The sequence below is a fragment of the Nostoc sp. CALU 1950 genome (assembly GCF_051172895.1).
GTDB classification, from domain to species: domain Bacteria; phylum Cyanobacteriota; class Cyanobacteriia; order Cyanobacteriales; family Nostocaceae; genus Nostoc; species Nostoc edaphicum_A.
The window spans coordinates 1-16,918 of the sequence record NZ_JBDNJQ010000055.1; the positions used below are offsets into that span (position 1 = coordinate 1).

13 protein-coding genes and 1 pseudogene are annotated in these 16,918 nt (G+C 41.4%); 9 read left to right on the forward strand and 5 right to left on the reverse strand.

Annotation, left to right across the window (positions count from 1 at the left end; genetic code table 11):
- Positions 1 to 47: 47 nt before the first annotated feature.
- From ABF638_RS16435 to ABF638_RS16445, 3 genes are all read right to left on the reverse strand, one after another.
- Entirely contained in the window at positions 48 to 341 is a 294-nt protein-coding gene (locus tag ABF638_RS16435) for a type II toxin-antitoxin system VapC family toxin (RefSeq protein ID WP_435023896.1), read from the reverse strand.
- Positions 338 to 712 (reverse strand): hypothetical protein, encoded by a 375-nt coding sequence (locus ABF638_RS16440; RefSeq protein ID WP_435023898.1) that lies wholly within the window; start codon positions 710 to 712, stop codon positions 338 to 340. The genes ABF638_RS16435 and ABF638_RS16440 overlap by 4 nt, the downstream gene beginning before the upstream one ends.
- 392 nt (positions 713 to 1,104) lie before the next feature.
- Complete coding sequence (locus ABF638_RS16445) at positions 1,105 to 1,635, reverse strand: hypothetical protein (RefSeq protein ID WP_435023900.1); 531 nt, start codon at positions 1,633 to 1,635, stop codon at positions 1,105 to 1,107.
- A gap of 533 nt (positions 1,636 to 2,168) precedes the next feature.
- On the opposite strand from ABF638_RS16445, the pseudogene ABF638_RS16450 reads away from it, so the two are divergent.
- The 4 genes and pseudogenes from ABF638_RS16450 to ABF638_RS16465 all read left to right on the forward strand — a co-directional run.
- Positions 2,169 to 5,462: pseudogene (locus ABF638_RS16450) on the forward strand (phycobilisome rod-core linker polypeptide); the annotation flags it as partial.
- A 382-nt stretch (positions 5,463 to 5,844) separates the two neighbouring features.
- A complete protein-coding gene (gene apcA, locus ABF638_RS16455; protein ID WP_181927499.1) occupies positions 5,845 to 6,333 on the forward strand; it encodes an allophycocyanin subunit alpha in 489 nt (162 codons plus the stop codon).
- A gap of 65 nt (positions 6,334 to 6,398) precedes the next feature.
- Positions 6,399 to 6,887 carry an allophycocyanin subunit beta gene (gene apcB, locus ABF638_RS16460; RefSeq protein WP_069068902.1) on the forward strand — a complete coding sequence of 163 codons (489 nt, stop codon included), beginning with the start codon at positions 6,399 to 6,401 and terminating at the stop codon, positions 6,885 to 6,887.
- 223 nt (positions 6,888 to 7,110) lie between these two features.
- The gene (locus ABF638_RS16465) at positions 7,111 to 7,317 is read left to right on the forward strand and encodes a phycobilisome linker polypeptide (protein ID WP_094349821.1); all 207 of its coding nucleotides are present in this window, start codon (positions 7,111 to 7,113) and stop codon (positions 7,315 to 7,317) included.
- A gap of 80 nt (positions 7,318 to 7,397) precedes the next feature.
- On the opposite strand, the gene ABF638_RS16470 is transcribed toward ABF638_RS16465, so the two are convergent.
- Complete coding sequence (locus ABF638_RS16470; protein ID WP_435023903.1) at positions 7,398 to 8,402, reverse strand: hypothetical protein; 1,005 nt, start codon at positions 8,400 to 8,402, stop codon at positions 7,398 to 7,400.
- A gap of 635 nt (positions 8,403 to 9,037) precedes the next feature.
- On the opposite strand from ABF638_RS16470, the gene ABF638_RS16475 reads away from it, so the two are divergent.
- The 5 genes from ABF638_RS16475 to ABF638_RS16495 all read left to right on the forward strand — a co-directional run bounded on the left by ABF638_RS16475 (position 9,038) and on the right by ABF638_RS16495 (position 14,403).
- Entirely contained in the window at positions 9,038 to 9,808 is a 771-nt protein-coding gene (locus ABF638_RS16475; RefSeq protein ID WP_435023905.1) for a methyltransferase domain-containing protein, read from the forward strand.
- A complete protein-coding gene (locus ABF638_RS16480) occupies positions 9,805 to 10,539 on the forward strand; it encodes a TenA family transcriptional regulator (protein WP_069068899.1) in 735 nt (244 codons plus the stop codon). Before ABF638_RS16475 ends, ABF638_RS16480 begins: the two co-directional genes overlap by 4 nt.
- A gap of 322 nt (positions 10,540 to 10,861) precedes the next feature.
- Complete coding sequence (locus tag ABF638_RS16485) at positions 10,862 to 11,413, forward strand: heme NO-binding domain-containing protein (RefSeq protein WP_435023907.1); 552 nt, start codon at positions 10,862 to 10,864, stop codon at positions 11,411 to 11,413.
- 10 nt (positions 11,414 to 11,423) lie between these two features.
- Complete coding sequence (locus ABF638_RS16490) at positions 11,424 to 12,944, forward strand: sensor histidine kinase (RefSeq protein ID WP_435023908.1); 1,521 nt, start codon at positions 11,424 to 11,426, stop codon at positions 12,942 to 12,944.
- Positions 12,945 to 13,200: 256 nt separating this feature from the next.
- On the forward strand, positions 13,201 to 14,403 hold the full coding sequence (locus ABF638_RS16495) for an FtsW/RodA/SpoVE family cell cycle protein (protein ID WP_435023910.1): 1,203 nt from the start codon (positions 13,201 to 13,203) through the stop codon (positions 14,401 to 14,403).
- A 201-nt stretch (positions 14,404 to 14,604) separates the two neighbouring features.
- Here the strand turns inward: ABF638_RS16495 and ABF638_RS16500 are convergent, their stop codons facing one another.
- A complete protein-coding gene (locus ABF638_RS16500) occupies positions 14,605 to 16,914 on the reverse strand; it encodes a COG1470 family protein (RefSeq protein ID WP_435023911.1) in 2,310 nt (769 codons plus the stop codon).
- Positions 16,915 to 16,918: the final 4 nt, after the last annotated feature.

The following is a 16,918-nucleotide window of genomic DNA, read 5'->3' on the forward strand; positions in this document are numbered from 1 at the left end:
TTCGTCTCATGGTCAGGCGATTAGCTATTTAACATTTACTTTACGAATCAGCTCTGACGAATCAAGTCTTCATAACAATTAATAGCATACTCGTCAAATCCTAGCGATCGCACATTTTTGAAAAACTCTAAAGTATCCTGTAGCTTTGCATAAGCTAATAGCAATGCATCAGATGATGAAGCCTTTCTGATTACATTAAACCTACCACGCAGTTGTTCTTCAACTGTAATTATCGTTATGGCAATGTCTTCAGAATTTACTGCATTAATACGCTGTGTAACAACTGGATGTCGCTGTTGAAAAAGTGAGACATGATCCGTATCAAGTATCCATAAAGTCACTTAGTTTCATTCTCCGCATCAAGTTGCTGATAATATTCCTCCATTTGTGCGTCAAGTTCACGACGATCAGCTTCTATATATGCCAGCATCTCGTCAAATTGCGGATCATCCTTGAACATACCCGCAAATTTCATCCAAGGATGTTCGGCTTGGGGAGGTTCAATTTCCAAAGTCACTATTTCTGGTTTTCGCTCTTGCAAAAGTTGAATTACTTTTTCTAGCGCTTCTTCTTTAGTCACACCAGAGCCTTTAAAATCTGGCAAGCCTAGCACTGTCGCACTAACTCCACCATCTGGTTGATTTTCAATCAGCACATCATAATTTAACTTGGGTACAGTATTGTTAGGATAAGTTTTTACAGTTAAATTCATAATATTTTGAACCTTGAAGTTTATATTGTTGATTATAACTGCTGACCTACTTACTGCTAACCTTTAGTTTGTACGTGTTAGCGTAGCATTTCGTAGATGACTACAAACCTTTAAGAATTTACACTGCCTTACTTATCTATGGTTTGATTTTTATCATATTGTCTTTTGCGATCGCTCCAATGATTTACAACCAATCAGAGTTTGATTTGCGCTGTGAGTTGGGGCTACAAGATTAATTAAAATAATTCATAATTCGTAATTAAAGATTGTTAAATCAGTAAATTTAGACCCCGACTAAAAAAACGCCAGGTATAGACGTACCCCTTTGGAGAAGCAAGCTACACGTAGCGTCTCGTAGAGAAGAAAAATTAAACTCAAAAATTACGAATTAATTAAAGGTCACACTGATTGGTTTGGCAATACTTGGCATTATCTATAAACTCTTGCAACTTATTCAAGGAAATTATCTGCAATGCAGACCCACCTTGTACCTCAGCAGCAATGTAAGCAAACTTTTGCCCGCGATAATACTGATCACGTCCAACTTTGCTAACATACCGAGACTTCTGGAAGTCATTGGCAATATTAGAATTATAAATATTTTGTAACAGTTTCACAGCATTGGCATTTTTTGTGGTGAATTTGAGGCGTTTATCACCACTAACAGTTATACCTTCTTTATTCACTGTCCCATTTTGAGAAGTGACATCAGCATAAAAGTATAAATTTCCCTTTGTACCATCGTAGCCTTGGGCTTCGCTATTATATCTCAGAGGTGGTAGTTGAGGTCTGGTCTTTGCCCACTTGACAACGGTGCTGATATTTTGCCCTGGAAGCGCATTTGCTGGAGTGACAGCCAAAATAACTGCGATCGCAGTTAGGCTAACATGGAATAGATAGTTAAATTTAAAACCTTCGTACATAGTATTTACCCTGGATTTAAAGACTGAGTATTTGCAGATGTAACTACCATAAATTAAGAATTACTTCCAGTTCGGTGTCAGTTGTGAACATGATTGATTGGTAGCTAAAACAACTTAGCATCGCATAATAACTACTGTCCACTGACTAAGTACAATATTTCATTAATTCGTGGTGAATCCTCTGTGTTCCTACCCTGTGGGAAGGCGAGGCACATCTGCGTTTCAATAAAAAAGAAATCGGTAAACAGTTCCTAACCTACTACTTAGTTACAAAACTTAGACTTAATCTCAGGCAAATTGGGGTATGCACTTTTAAGACTAGAGGCATTTAAGATACAGGTTGTACACACTTCTTAATAAACCCGCCTTGAGAACGCAAAACGTTCTAATCTAAAAGCTAATTGGGTTAATTTACTGGCAGTTTTGTAGGCAATACTCTCAAGCTCATAAAGCATAGACACACCGATGTGTCAAGCCTCAAAACAATCCAGACTTAACACATAAACGCTTATGATGGGAGTTTTACAAATCCGATGAGTGTTAAGGCGAGTGGTGGAAGCTCAGTTGCGCGTCCGCAACTATATCAAACCCTAGCAGTAGCTACAATTACCCAAGCGGAGCAGCAAGACCGTTTCTTGGGAAATGGTGAATTAAATGAATTGGCAAGCTATTTTGCATCTGGTGCAAAGCGTCTAGAAATTTCCCAGACGCTGACGGAAAATGCTGAGATTATCGTATCTCGGGCTGCCAACCGGATTTTTGTCGGTGGTTCGCCAATGGCTTTTTTAGAAAAGCCCAGAGAAGCAGAACTAGTAACTGCTGGTGGTGGTGCTAATGTTCAACAAGGGATGCAACTAGGAACTGTAACCTACGTTGAAAGTCGTGGTGGGTTCTTAGAAAATTTACGCTCAATCTTTAACTCATCCCCTAGCGGCCCAACACCGGCAGGTTTCAGACCAATTAATATTGCTCGTTATGGCCCAAGCAACATGGCCAAGAGCTTGCGGGATTTATCCTGGTTCTTGCGCTACGCTACTTATGCGATCGTTGCTGGCGACCCCAACATCATAGCGGTGAATACACGGGGTTTACGGGAAATAATTGAAAATGCCTGCTCTGGTGAAGCAACGCTAGTAGCTTTGCAGGAAATCAAAGCCGGATCACTTTCGTTTTTCCGCAACGATGCTGAGGCTACAGCAATTGTGTCTCAGTACATGGATGTTTTGTTAACAGAATTCAAAGCAGCCACACCTTCAAATAAAGTCCGTCAACGCCCCTCTAGCGACCAGCAAGGGTTGCAACTGCCGCAAATTTACTTTAATGCAGCAGAACGGCGTCCCAAGTTTGTGATGAAAACTGGGTTATCAAGTAGCGAAAAAAATGAGGTAATCAAGGCCGCATATCGGCAAATCTTTGAGCGCGACATTACCCGTGCTTATAGCTTGTCCATATCTGACCTAGAATCCAAGGTGAAGAATGGCGACATCTCCGTGAAAGAGTTTGTCCGTCGTTTAGCTAAATCTCCTCTTTACCAAAAACAGTTTTACCAACCTTTTATTAACAGCCGAGTCATCGAACTAGCTTTCCGTCACATTCTAGGACGGGGGCCAAGTAGCCGTGAAGAAGTACAAAAATACTTCTCGATTATTTCTAACGGTGGTCTACCAGCCATAGTAGATGCCTTAGTAGATTCTGCTGAATACAGCGACTATTTTGGTGAAGAAACAGTACCCTACCTCCGGGGTCTGGGTCAAGAAGCACAAGAATGTCGCAACTGGGGGCCGCAGCAAGACCTGTTTAACTACAGTGCGCCTTTCCGCAAGATACCTCAGTTCATCACTACATTTGCAGCTTACGAGCAACCGCTACCAGATCAACATCCCTACGGTTCTGGTAATGATCCCTTGGAAATTCAGTTTGGGGCGATTTTCCCGAAAGAAACTCGCAACCCCAGTACCAGTCCGGCTCCTTTTAGCAAGGATACCAAACGCATCCTGATTCACCAAGGAGCAGGGATTAATAACCAAAATAGTAATCCCAGAGCGCGGGGTGAAGCTCCTGGTACTCTTGGACCTAAGGTGTTCAAGTTAGATCAGCTGCCTGGTACTAGAGGTAAAAAGGCTGCCAAAAATTCTAGCGTCAGATTCTCCGAAAGCTCCACGCAAGCAGTGATAAAAGCTGCTTACCTGCAAGTTTTCGGTCGTGATCTCTACGAAGGTCAGCGCCCGAAGGTATTGGAAATCAAGCTAGAAAACGGCGACATCTCTGTGCGGGAGTTTATCCGTGGTTTAGCTAAGTCGGATGTATTCCGCAATCTGTACTGGTCATCGCTCTATGTTTGTAAAGCGATCGAGTATATTCACCGCCGCTTGTTGGGTCGTCCGACCTATGGTCGTCAAGAAATCAACAAGTACTTTGACATCGCTGCCAAACAGGGCTTTTACGCGGTGGTTGACGCCATCATTAACAGCGTAGAATACAGCGAAGCATTTGGTGAAGATACAATTCCTTACGAACGGTATCTGACTCCTGGTGGTGTATCAGGACGACAATTACGCGTTGGTAGCATTCGTGATGATATTGCCGCCAAAGTTCAGAAGGAAGTAACACCAAGCTTTGTGACATTGGGTACAGTCACAGAACAACGGTCAGAACCAGATATTCAGTTCCGCATTAACCAAGGTGTCAGCAAGCAACGCGAACAAACCAAAATCTTCAAGCTGGTAGCGAATACCAGTGACAAAGTTGCAGTAAAAACTTTGATTAGTGCTGCCTATCGTCAGATTTTTGAGCGGGATATTGCGCCCTACATCGCCAAAAATGAATTTACAAAATGGGAAAGCAAGCTGGGGAACGGCGAAATTAGTGTGAAGGAATTTATTGAAGGTTTGGGTTACTCTAACCTCTACCTGAAAGAATTCTATACACCCTACCCCAACACCAAAGTGATTGAGTTGGGAACCAAACACTTCTTGGGGCGTGCGCCACTAGATCAAGCAGAAATCCGCAAGTATAACCAGATTTTGGCTACTCAAGGTATTCGTGCCTTTATTGGTGCTTTGGTAGATAGTGTGGAATATAACCAGGTGTTTGGTGAAGATACGGTGCCTTACCGTCGCTTCCCGACCCTCCCAGCGGCAAACTTCCCGAATACGGAGAAGCTTTACAACCAGCTTACCAAGCAAAACGATGACGTGGTTGTACCTAGCTTTAAGCCAGTGCAAGCCCGCGTCGGAGTTAGTAACAATACACCGCTGTTGACACAGGCGATCGCAGATATAGCAGCGCAAACAAATGGTAAGCCCTCGTTTGCTGAACTAGGTCGTTCTTACAACGATGGTAGTGGACAATCCGTGGAACAGGGAGTGCGTAAACATGCACGCATTTACCGTCTAACGGAAAGCACTAACCAAGCCGAAAAACAACAGGCAATCAACGCTATTTACTGTCAGGTGTTGGATATATTTAGCGGTGAAGTGCTTGATAATTTCCGCTGTACTGACCTAGACAGAAAACTCCAGAATGGTGAAATTTCCGTCCGCGAGTTTGTGCGTGAACTAGCCAGTTCCCAAATCTATCGCCAGCGGTTCTTGTCACCTTATCCTCATGCCAAGGTGGTTGAGTTCCTCTTCCGTCATCTGTTGGGGCGCACACCCGCAACTCAGGAAGAAATTCGCCAGTACAACAACCTGCTAGCCGATAGCGGTTTGTCAGCTGTTGTAGAAGCAATAGTCGAAAGTCCAGAATATAGCCGCTACTTTGGTGAAGATGTTGTGCCTTACAACCGCTTCCCGTCTCTGCCAGCAGGTAACTACCTTGGTAGTGTAGCGGTTGATTAGGAAGTAGGGAATAGGGAATAGGGTACAGATTATTTCCTGTTCCCTGTAACCTGTCCCCTGTAACCTTCGTAATCTTCCGTAATAATGCTCTCAGATTGCGCCTAAAACAGTAAATTCTGAAAAGCAATATTACAAAGTATTAAGAGCAGTCATAAATGCTCAACAGAATGCCGGAAAATGTTTTGCGGAAGGTAACTGAGTTTAAAAGCTTGTGTACTTATGTTGACTCAAGCAAATTCGTAATTTATTAGCCGTAGCAGTTGTAAAACTGTTGTGTCTGAAAGAACGAAAAAATAAACTCAGTAAACCAACTCAAAGTCGCACCAGTTTAATCAAATCCTGGTTTCATTCGTATTGGAGGAATCCATTAATGAGTATCGTCACGAAAGCTATCGTGAATGCTGATGCAGAAGCTCGCTACCTCAGCCCTGGTGAGTTAGATCGGATCAAGTCTTTTGTTGCAAGTGGTGAGCGCCGTGTGCGGATTGCTCAAGTTTTGACAGAAAATCGCGAACGTCTTGTTAAGCAAGCTGGCGATCAACTGTTCCAAAAGCGTCCTGATGTTGTGTCTCCTGGTGGTAACGCTTACGGTCAAGAATTGACTGCTACTTGTCTGCGTGACCTAGATTATTACCTCCGCCTCATTACCTACGGTATTGTTGCTGGTGATGTTACCCCCATCGAAGAAATTGGTGTTATCGGTGCCCGTGAACTGTACAAGTCCTTGGGAACTCCTATCGATGGTGTTGCTGAAGGTATCCGTGGGCTGAAAAGTGGAGCTTCTACATTGCTCTCTGGTGATGACGCTAGTGAAGCTGGTGGCTACTTCGACTACCTAGTTGGCGCCCTTCTCGGATAGGGTAAAACTGTTTACCTACTTAAACAGAAGTATTGCAATACGGTTGGAAATAAGGAATTAACAACATGGCTCAAGACGCAATTACCGCTGTCATTAACTCCGCAGACGTTCAAGGTAAATACCTAGACTCTTCTGCTTTAGAGAAGCTAAAAGGCTACTTCGCCACTGGCGAACTGCGTGTACGTGCTGCTAGCACCATCAGTGCTAACGCTGCTGCGATCGTCAAAGAAGCTGTAGCAAAATCTTTGCTATACTCTGACATCACCCGTCCAGGCGGCAATATGTACACCACCCGCCGCTATGCTGCTTGCATCCGTGATTTGGACTATTACCTCCGCTATGCCACCTACGCTATGTTGGCTGGCGATCCTTCCATCCTAGATGAGCGTGTGCTCAATGGCTTGAAGGAAACCTACAACTCCTTGGGCGTTCCCGTCGGTGCTACCGTGCAAGCTATCCAAGCAATCAAGGAAGTAACCGCCAGTTTGGTAGGTTCTGACGCTGGTAAGGAAATGGGCGTTTACTTAGACTATATCTCCTCTGGCTTAAGCTAAGAGCTAGTTTGCGCTTAAGAATTTAGGTGCGGCTTTATTAAGGTCTGGAAATCAACCGTGAGTGCTAGAACGTTATATTGCTTATCTTGGTAAATTATCAGTGATGAGTGTTGGTGGTCTAGTATTGATGTTTGATTTCCAGCCTTTGAATGATTAAAAGATTTGCACTCAAGATTTTGAGATAAAAAAAGTTTTCACAAGGTATACAGGAGATTTTCAAAATATGTCCCGTTTGTTTAAAATTACTGCTCTAGTTCCCAGCCAAACCCGAATTCGTACCCAACGCGAACTGCAAAATACTTACTTCACTAAGCTAGTTCCTTATGAAAACTGGTTCCGCGAACAGCAACGCATTCAAAAAGCAGGTGGCACAATCATCAAAGTGGAACTGGCAACTGGTAAGCAAGGCGCTAATACTGGCTTGTCGTAATTCTGTAAATAGAACATTATTTTAGGGAATTGGTAAGAGGTCGAGAAAGACCTCTTTTTTATGGCTCGGATTTTTGCAAATCAAAAGTTAAACATATTTAAAAGGCGATACCCACGAGTATAAAGTGGAACTGGAGCGTCCGCATTCTGTCTGTTCTTAGCCTGTTCAACAGTTTCATCAAACACAATTAGTGTTTCTTTACCAACCTTTAGCCAGTCTTGATATGGCACGCTCATATCTTCTTCAATACCACCAATATTAGGTGTGACCATTGCCCGGTAAGCTTCATTGAATTTCCTGCGGAACCGGAAATCTACTGAAATTCTTAGACCTTCAGTTTTCCTTCTTACTGTTTGGTGCAATCCACGAGCATCATTAAAGTACATTGTGCCATGTTGTAGTTGTGCTTCTGTGTAGGAGACAACCATCGGAATATCCCGACCTTCATCGAAGTCTGACATCACCTGCATAGACTGTAGTTCCATTTCGCGGGGCATTTCACCTGCTTCGATGGTGATATTATCGATGTCGCCAAATAATGGCAAAACCACTACAGTTGCATCAGCTGCAACACCTGCCCAGACATCGCTATGGCACTTCGAGCTAGCAAAAGGCAAACCCAACTTCTTGGCGTCAGTCTTGCCATACACCATGCGGAGATTGACTGGTAAATCCACTGCATCAATCAGGTCATTCGCTCCTAGTTGGTAAAAAGCGTCTGCGACGCTCTTTTGAAAGAGGTTAAATGCCAGAGTATGTTCTCGCTTGGGCATCAAAAGACCAGTGCCGGTATAGTTCGGCAAAGTACTTCTTGCTTCCAGCAGTCGTTCAAGCATTTCAGCTTCCGAAAGAATGATGGGACTATTCAGACACGCTGAAATATAACCAGCAGCAGCAATGCGGATCTGCTGGAATAACTCAGGCTTTAATGTGTGTTCAAACAGTAGTCGGTACTGTCGCTTTGTAGCAATTTTATCAGCAAGCTCATCAAAGAGGCGATCGCCAAGCTCAGAAAATGCGATTGCACGCTCATATTGTAGGCGATCGCGCAGTGGTGATTCTGCTAACAGTTCTTCTAACATCATTTCTTCCAACGTTATTCTAAATTGGTTAAATCACTCATCTATCCAAAGCAATTTCGTTTTTAAAACGAATCTGGCTATTACAAAATTAGCAAGATTATTCTCTTTATACTTCGTAAAATATACTGTTTTATTTGTCTTACTTGTCTTGATTAAAAGAGTTATTTGTAACTTTATTAGTAAAGTATAGATAAAGTTGGGGCTTAAAAATCTAACTATCTATATAGCAATCCGATTTGATTTCTGAATCACTCGTAGAGGTAAGGGACTGGGGATTGGGAATTGGGGACTAGGGACTGGGAAGAAGGAATAAAGGTGTACTGAGTTTTGTTCAAAAATCAAATATGATTCCTATATATGAAGTTGCTGTCAACTAAGTAACAATGCAAGTTCATGAAGTTAAATATAAGTTAGCTATTTATATTTGAAGTAACTAACAAGATGAGAATTTTCTAGGTAGCAATTTAGTTGGAAAATATAGTTTTTAATCGCAAAACTAACAAGCAAAATAAAATCGGTAAAATCAACATTATCAACACAATATATTAATTGTTAAAACATATACATCCATTATTTCAGTCTTGTCAGACTAAATTGATTAAGACAAGTATAAAACAAGTATAAACAAACACTTAAAAATGTCAAATGTGAATCACAAAAACTCAACTAAAAACTTATATAATCGCACAGCATCAGAGTGGATTAGAGGAGAACCTACTTCCTTATCAGACTTTACAGCACGCCCTTTTGTACTAGAGCTTTGTGAGCCTGTTTTTGGGTTGCGAGTACTTGATATAGGTTGTGGAGAAGGTTATTGCAGTCGAGAACTACGCCGACGCGGTGCTGAACGAGTGCATGGAATAGACCTTTCCCAGGGCATGATTGCAGCAGCAAACTTACAAGAAAGAGAAGATGCCTTGAGTATTAGCTATGAAGTAGGATGTGCTACTAATCTCAAGCAGTTTGATGATGGCGAAATTGACTTAGTTGTTGCAGTGTTTCTATTTAACTATCTCACAATTGCTCAAACCCAGGAATGTATGGCAGAAGTTGCACGCATTCTTCGTCCTGGTGGTCGATTCGTATTCAGCGTTCCCCATCCATCTTTTCCATATATGCGGGAGGCAGCATATCCGTTTTATTTTCAAGTTGAGGGTGCAGGCTACTTCAGTAAGCGAGATCAGCAGTTTCCTGGTCGTATTTGGAAACGAGATGGCTCCTGGCTAAATGTCCAATTGATTCACAAAACTCTTGAGGATTACTTTAATGCTCTTAAAATTGCTGGCTTCAATACGATGCCAATTTTACAAGAATTGCGTGTGACTCCAGAACATATCGCAATAGATGAATCATTTTTTAGCCCCTTACTTGATCAACCCCTCCATCTAGCCTTACAAATATCACGATGACACAGACATCTTCTTTAGTAAGAAATTCCTTCCGTGAAATAGCGGCTAATCATCCTCTATGGAATCATGAGTTCTTAACTCGCTGTCGGACTGGAAATTTATTTTTACCAGACATACAGGTACTAGCTGTTCAGATGTACAAATTCTCCAAAGAATTTAATCGTATCTTGGCTAGCATTTTGTCTTGCTGCGAAGATGAAAGTAGTCAGTTAGTCATCTTGGAAAACCTATTTGACGAAATGGGACAGGGAGATATAACTCAGTCTCACCCAGAATTATTTCGTCAATTTACCCGCGCTCTTGGTATCCACGATGAAAGTCTGACAGCACTACCCACTGCACCTGAAACTCGCGCCCTTATTGAAACCTACTTGCAGATGCCACATAAGTACGGCTATTTAGCTGCATTGGGTGCTGTCTGTTATGCTTCCGAAGGAATTGTTAGCTCGCTGTACACGCAACTATACAAAGGAATTGTTGGCGCTGCTCCTTTACCGAAAGAATCCTTGATCTTTTTTGAAGTCCATATTGATGTGGATGATAGTCATGCAGCGAAGCTAGCAGCAGTGATTGAACCTCGAATCACTATGAATGAAGAGGATATCAAGGTAAAGCTGGCTATTGCCGAAGCGATGGATGCCCGTGTCCAATTTTTTAACGGAATTCAGCGTCAAATCTCTAAATATAGCTTGTATCCTGATTCATGGTTGCCTTTGGATGAATCGCTGTAGTTAGTCAACCTTAAATTGATGGGTGAGCAAGTTTGTAGTGAGAACTTTAGTAATTATTTTTTAAGCACTAAAGTGCTTACTACAAATCCTCAAAACTCACTGAATAAAAGGAGTAAGTGAAAATACGGTTGTTGCAACGAGGATTTGTAGCACTATAATACAAATAGTTTTCCCTATTTTTTCGGTTTTTAAAGCCGTCATAAGACATTTCAAGGTTTGAATACAGAAAATTTTGTTATTTAAATAACCCTTTTAAGGAGTTAGTTGTCGAGTCTTGGGCAAATTCATAAAGCAAAATTAGGTGCAGCAAGAGGAGGCTTCCATGTACGGATTAGTGAACAAGGCGATTCAAGACATGGTGTGCAGTCGCTTTGGCGAAGAGACTTGGAAAGAAATTAAGCACAAGGCAGAAGTGGATGTAGATGTTTTCCTCAGTATGGAAGGCTATCCCGATGACATCACCCACAAACTGGTAAAAGCTGCTAGTGTCGTTCTGAGTTTATCTCCCAAACAAATTATGCAAGCTTTTGGAGAGTTCTGGGTTCAGTACACAGCTCAAGAAGGCTATGGCGAAATGATGGATATGAGTGGAGATACACTGCCTGAGTTTTTAGAAAACCTTGACAATCTTCATGCTCGTGTAGGAGTTAGCTTTCCTAAACTCCAGCCTCCATCATTTGAATGTACTGACATGGAAGAAAATTCTCTGAGCTTACATTACCGCTCTGATAGAGAAGGGCTAACGCCCATGATTCTTGGACTAGTCAAGGGATTAGGAACCAGGTTTGATACAGAAGTTCATATTACCCAAACCCAGAGTCGGGATGAAGGTGCTGAACATGATGAATTTTTAGTGATTTATAAACCAAATTGAGTGCAGTAGCATGGCTCCTCCTCACCTTACGCTTTCACCAGAGTTACTGGCGAAAGCTTTTCCTTTCCATTTTGCCTTTAGCCGCAATCGGGAAATTGTACAGGCTGGTGATGTTTTTGGGCGCATTTGTCCGGAACCATTGGTTGGTAAATTGATTGAGCAGCATTTCCAGATTAATCGTCCAAAAATTTTGGTTGATTTTGATGCTATTAGTAAACAGTCTCGTGCCCTGTTCATATTAGAGTTTCTCCATAATGGAATGCAGCTCAAGGGTCAGATGATGTATCAACCAGAGCAGGAGGTGATATTTTTTTTAGGTTCTCCTTGGATTACAGATACAACTAGCCTGGCCCCTCTGGGTATCAAACTCAAAGACTTTGCGATTCACGACCCAATAGTTGATTTCCTGTTTCTACTGCAAGCTCAGAATACTGCTTTGGTTGATGCCAAAAAGTTAACAGTTGAACTGAAACAGCAAAGAGCACAACTACGGAGTGCGCTACAAATCAAGGAGAATCTAGCAGAAATTGCTGAGGCTCAGTCTAAAAAATTGGAAAAATCCCTCCGGGAGCTACAACAAACTCAAGCCCAATTAGTCCAAGCTGAGAAAATGTCCAGTCTGGGACAGTTAGTTGCAGGAGTCGCTCACGAAATTAACAATCCTGTTAACTTTATTTATGGTAATTTGAAATATGCAAAAGATTATACACAGTGTTTGCTGAAGCTTGTGCATCTTTACCAGCAATTTTATGACAATCCTGTGTCAGATATTCAAAAATACATCAAGGAAATTGAGTTAGATTTTTTAGTAGATGATTTTCCCAAAATCCTAAATTCTATGGAGGTAGGATCTGAACGAATTTCAGAAATTGTGTTGTCTCTCCGAAACTTCTCTCGTCTTGATGAAGCTGAGATGAAAAAGGTTGATATTCATCAAGGACTGGATAGTACTTTGCTGATTTTACAGAATCGGTTTAAAAATAGCCTTGATCATCCTGGTATCAAAGTAGTTAAAATTTATGGAAATTTGCCTTTAATATATTGTTACGCCGGACAACTCAATCAAGTATTTATGAATATTATCAGTAATGCAATCGATGCGCTTGAAAGCTATAATACTCAACGATCGATCGCAGATATTCATGCTAATCCCAATACAATTACAATTACTACAGAAGTCATCGAAACTAACTGTGTGATCCGAATTGCTGATAATGGTTCAGGAATGACAGAAGCAGTCAAAGAACAACTGTTTAATCCATTTTTCACAACTAAGCCTGTAGGTAAGGGTACAGGATTAGGTTTATCAATTAGTTATCAGATTGTAGTTGAAAAACATGGGGGAACATTAAAATGTTTATCAGAACCTGGACAAGGAACTGAGTTCTGGATTGAAATTCCCTTGTCTGTGGATAAACATGCAGTTAATTGTATTAAATCGTTGAACTTTATGAATTGTCAGAATTCAGAAATGGTTGCAGTGGGGGATTGGGACTCAACACTTTCTTATTCTGACTCTCCTAATTTCTGATTTCAGTAGGACTTAGATCAGATTCCTCTCTGAATTATTCTTCAATCTACTAATCTGTTGTATAAAAAACTACTAAAACATATATTAATACTAACCGTGGGCATAGCCAAGCAAGTTGTAAGAAATATTAACTAACGGTGTATTGAAGTTGACATCTCTAAGATTTATGGTTGTAAGGCCTACTTATGAGTTATAAGTTATGATTTATGAGTTTTATTTCTAACTCCTAATTTCTAACTTTTTACCTGTACTGATCGTGAATCTACGCCACCTGATTCCAATTTTTGATAGTTCAGTCTCCAACTGGGCATTAGAAGCGCGGTTGTTGCGCTGGTTAACGTTGATTTGGCTGTTTGTCGGTTTGGTCATGCTATTTTCAGCATCCTATCCCGTTGCTGACGGTCGTCATGATGATGGGTTGTACTACTTTAAGCGTCAAGTGCTTTGGGTATTTGTTTCCTTAATTGGATTCAATATTATTGTTAATTTACCATTGCAGAAAATTTTGGGGCTAGCCCATTGGTTTTTGTTGCTGTTTTTGGCGTTAATTTTCGTCACACTGATCCCAGGATTAGGAAAAAAGGCTTTTGATGCAGCGCGTTGGATTGCGATCGGGCCAATTCCGATTCAACCTTCAGAATTAATTAAACCCTTTTTGGTGCTGCAAAGTGCGCGGCTTTTTGGTCAGTGGGAACGAATCAGTTGGCGGGTTCGCTTGGCTTGGCTGGGTATTTTTGGTCTGGTACTTTTAGGAATTATTGCCCAGCCTAACTTGAGTACAACAGCACTTTGCGGTATGACTATCTGGCTAATTGCTCTAGCGGCTGGCTTACCTTACAAGTATCTGGGAGGGACAGCAATTGGTGGAGTGATGTTGGCATTACTCAGTATTAGTATTAAAGAGTATCAGCGTAGACGGGTAATGTCATTCCTTAATCCGTGGGCGGATGCTACAGGAGATGGCTACCAGTTGGTGCAAAGTCTACTAGCTGTGGGTTCTGGTAGAACTTGGGGTTCTGGATTTGGGCTTTCTCAACAAAAGTTATTTTATTTACCAATTCAGGATACCGATTTTATTTTTGCGGTGTTCGCCGAAGAGTTTGGCTTTGTTGGCAGTATGGTGCTGTTAGCACTTTTAGCTACATTTGCCACTCTCGGATTAATTGTGGCGCTGAAGGCTAAAAATACAGTACATCGATTGGTAGCGATCGGTGTGACGGTTTTGATGGTGGGACAATCATTGCTCCACATCGGTGTTGCTACAGGTTCTCTACCAACTACTGGCTTGCCCTTACCCATGTTTAGTTATGGTGGGAATTCCATGATTGCTAGCTTAATAGCTGCTGGGTTGCTGATTCGGGTAGCACGCGAGAGTAGTGAAGCTGAGGTAGTACCATTGCGAAAACCCCTCTTTGAAAATGGGCGCAGACGCCGAGCTTTTCATAAAAATAGGAATTGAGCATCAAGAGGCAGAACCACAACATTTTACAACTTCTTCATACTATTCCTCGAAAGCACTTACAGAACTTACGGATTGACAAATTACACAACAAGTTTTTGAGACGCGATAAATCGCCGTCTCTACAAGTCTTTTGGTCTTATCTGAACTGTATTGGAGTGCCGCACCTCTCTGTATTTTCAAAATAGCTTTCGATAAGCCCTACCTCAGAGGTAAGGGAGTCTTAAATGGACTACTGTTGGGTGGAAGACCAGGCGCAAGTGGGTTAATGCTAGGTATAGGAGTAGGCTCTACTTTTTTGAGAACTGTGATTGCAAATCCTCTTTGCTGGGGTTGCTGCTTACCAGATATATCATTCACTAGCAGTCCGATTTGAGGCGGGAAGGCTTGATTGACTGGAAGCTTTATTGAATCAACTGGTTTAACGTCATTGCCGTATGGCAGAAGTTTAACCTGAATATTTTCTCCCTCTACTCTCCAACTCAGAGTAGCAGATTCCCCTTCGTTGAGAACAACATTTGGTTGCTCACTACCGTTGATTCTAAAAGAGACAATCTTAAATGGTTTAGGTAATATTCCAATTTTTGATTCAGTCTTTTTAGAACTAATTTTATCACTCCCATTGTTGGGAAAAGCTTTGATTTCAAAGGCAAAGTTTCCGGCTTTATTTGCTGAAAGAGGAATATTTATACATCGCAGTTGTTGATTTTGTTGTGTACATAGTTTTTGAAGTTTAGGGTCTGCAAGATTACCTTGATTAAATTTATAAGTAGTTGGTTCACTATATAATGTACCGTCATCTGCACTGCCGACAATTTGAACTTGTGCCAACAATAATGGCCGGGCAATTGTCCAGTTTAAAAGAATATTTTGACCTTTTGTATACTGTGGCTTATCTGCTTGGAAACTAAGTACTTCAGCAATTTGTTTTTCAGCTATTTCTACTTGAGTTGTTTGACTGGCTACTTTGTTATTGGGAGAAAATAACTGTATACCACTACGATAAAAGGCTTGTAACTCAAATGTGTAGTTTCCTTTTGTTTTCACTCCAGTTTTAACATTGCTACAAATTAGCTCTTGTTTCTCTTGCACCTGACAAGGAGGTATTTGATTAGCGCTTCCCTTACCCAGTGTTTCAGGAATGCCATTGCTAAAGTCATAAGTAATAGGCTGAATAGGTTGCGAACCTTTGGCTGTCAGAACCAACTTTTGCAACTGTTGGTAATTGTGAATGTCCCATTTCAAAGCTACTTCATCCTCTTCCTCAGTAATTCGAGGATTATTAGCACTAAAGTTTTCTAATCTTAAAGGATCGGGATTTAAAATTCGCCAAATGATAAATCCTATTCCTCCTAATAACCCCAATACTGCTAAAATTAACAGAACAAATTGCCACCAGGGACGGGGCTTCCATACCAAAGTTCCTTGAGGCAATGTGTTAGGTAAGGGTAAATTTTGTGGGTCTTTGATGTCGAGTTGAAAGTTGACCACTAGCCCTGCACCAAACCACGGTCGTCGCCACCAAGGTCTGGGTTTAACCGTCAAATTGGCCACTGCGCTTCTATTGGGTAATAATCTTACTTCAGTAGGATCAAATTTATAAGTATATAGTTCTTCTTCATCCCGACTTTTTAAGCTTAATATCAGTTCGCGGACAATATTACCCCGGTTAGCTAGTGATAATTCGTACTTGCCAAGACTACGGCTAACTTGTCCCAAGATGGTATGAAGTTCTATATCTAGACGATAATTTGTCGGAATTTGGATGTATACCAAATCCAACAGCACTAAGTCTGGAGAGTTTTCTGAATACAAGCGGATTGTTGGAGAATAGCTTCCCGCAAGAGTATCCCCAGGTGGGTGAAATTTCAACAATATTTGACCTTGAGTACCAGGGTTGAGTTCTAGTGCAGTGACATCAGATACTAATCCTGTCCCCTCGTATCCAGTTGTCGGATAATTGATTGTGTACCAGTCCTCATCTAAATCTGGGCAACTCAAGCGGAACCTATCTACGAGATGAGAGCGATTGTCTACTATTACCTCCACTTGCAGAGGCTCACCAGGATTAAAAATTAGCGGTTTGTTGGGGTTGGTGTTCGGTCTAATGGAAAATGTCGGGTCATTCACCCGAATTGCAGTCTGTTCTGCTAGCAGAACTTTAATTTGATTTGGGAAGGTTATGGGAGTATCTTGGGGATAATGTAGAGGAGAATCTACGACTAGTGTATAGTCATAGGTTCCGGGGAAAGCATTTGCGGTAATTTGAAACTCAAATTTGACTTCGTCGCTATTCTGTTGAGGAGCTAATGCTAAACTTTCTCTAGGAGAACTAGACCAACCGGTTAAATTTTGAAATACTTCGTCAAAAACAAAATATAAGTCAATAACCGCACTCTGATCTCCCTGATTGATCACAACAACATAGAGTTCAATGGTATCTCCTGGCATTCCAAATTGAATTCCAGGTGGGTTGATAATAACTTGTAGTGGATTGAATTTAGCTTGCATCTTA

Excerpts from the sequence above, each read along its gene's own strand:
- ABF638_RS16470 (WP_435023903.1), bottom strand. The coding sequence starts at position 8,402 with ATGATGTTAGAAGAACTGTTAGCAGAATCACCACTGCGCGATCGCCTA.
- ABF638_RS16445 (WP_435023900.1), bottom strand. The coding sequence starts at position 1,635 with ATGTACGAAGGTTTTAAATTTAACTATCTATTCCATGTTAGCCTAACT.
- apcB (WP_069068902.1), top strand. The coding sequence starts at position 6,399 with ATGGCTCAAGACGCAATTACCGCTGTCATTAACTCCGCAGACGTTCAA.
- ABF638_RS16490 (WP_435023908.1), top strand. The coding sequence starts at position 11,424 with ATGGCTCCTCCTCACCTTACGCTTTCACCAGAGTTACTGGCGAAAGCT.
- ABF638_RS16500 (WP_435023911.1), bottom strand. The coding sequence starts at position 16,914 with ATGCAAGCTAAATTCAATCCACTACAAGTTATTATCAACCCACCTGGA.
- ABF638_RS16440 (WP_435023898.1), bottom strand. The coding sequence starts at position 712 with ATGAATTTAACTGTAAAAACTTATCCTAACAATACTGTACCCAAGTTA.
- ABF638_RS16480 (WP_069068899.1), top strand. The coding sequence starts at position 9,805 with ATGACACAGACATCTTCTTTAGTAAGAAATTCCTTCCGTGAAATAGCG.
- ABF638_RS16465 (WP_094349821.1), top strand. The coding sequence starts at position 7,111 with ATGTCCCGTTTGTTTAAAATTACTGCTCTAGTTCCCAGCCAAACCCGA.
- ABF638_RS16485 (WP_435023907.1), top strand. The coding sequence starts at position 10,862 with ATGTACGGATTAGTGAACAAGGCGATTCAAGACATGGTGTGCAGTCGC.
- apcA (WP_181927499.1), top strand. The coding sequence starts at position 5,845 with ATGAGTATCGTCACGAAAGCTATCGTGAATGCTGATGCAGAAGCTCGC.
- ABF638_RS16475 (WP_435023905.1), top strand. The coding sequence starts at position 9,038 with ATGTCAAATGTGAATCACAAAAACTCAACTAAAAACTTATATAATCGC.